The organism is Paenibacillus sp. F024 (assembly GCF_057814255.1).
The window spans coordinates 1-255 of record NZ_JBVASZ010000193.1 but is presented as its reverse complement, the minus strand read 5'-3'; the positions used below and the strand labels follow the sequence as shown (position 1 = coordinate 255).

At 55.3% G+C, this 255-nt stretch carries 1 protein-coding gene; it reads left to right on the top strand.

Annotated elements, in window-relative coordinates:
* Positions 1-255, top strand: a 255-nt coding sequence (locus ACZYR9_RS27940; protein ID WP_488981531.1) for an IS110 family transposase, incomplete at both ends; no start/stop codon positions are given.

Below are 255 nucleotides of genomic sequence, written 5' to 3'. Positions count from 1 at the left end.
CGCATCGATGCCTGGATTATTGCAGACAGGCTGCGTTTTGGAAGGCTGCCGATGACCGTTGTCGCCCAAGAGCAGTACATCGCTCTTCAAAGACTGACCCGCATGCGGTTTCACCTCGTCCACAACCCGACACGAGAGAAGCAGTACTTTCTCCAGCACCTGTTCTACAAGTGCAGTGCGTTCTCCGCGGAGGTGGAGAGCTCCGCCTTCGGCCATGCCATCACTGAATTGCTCCTTGAGAAATACAGCCTGGAT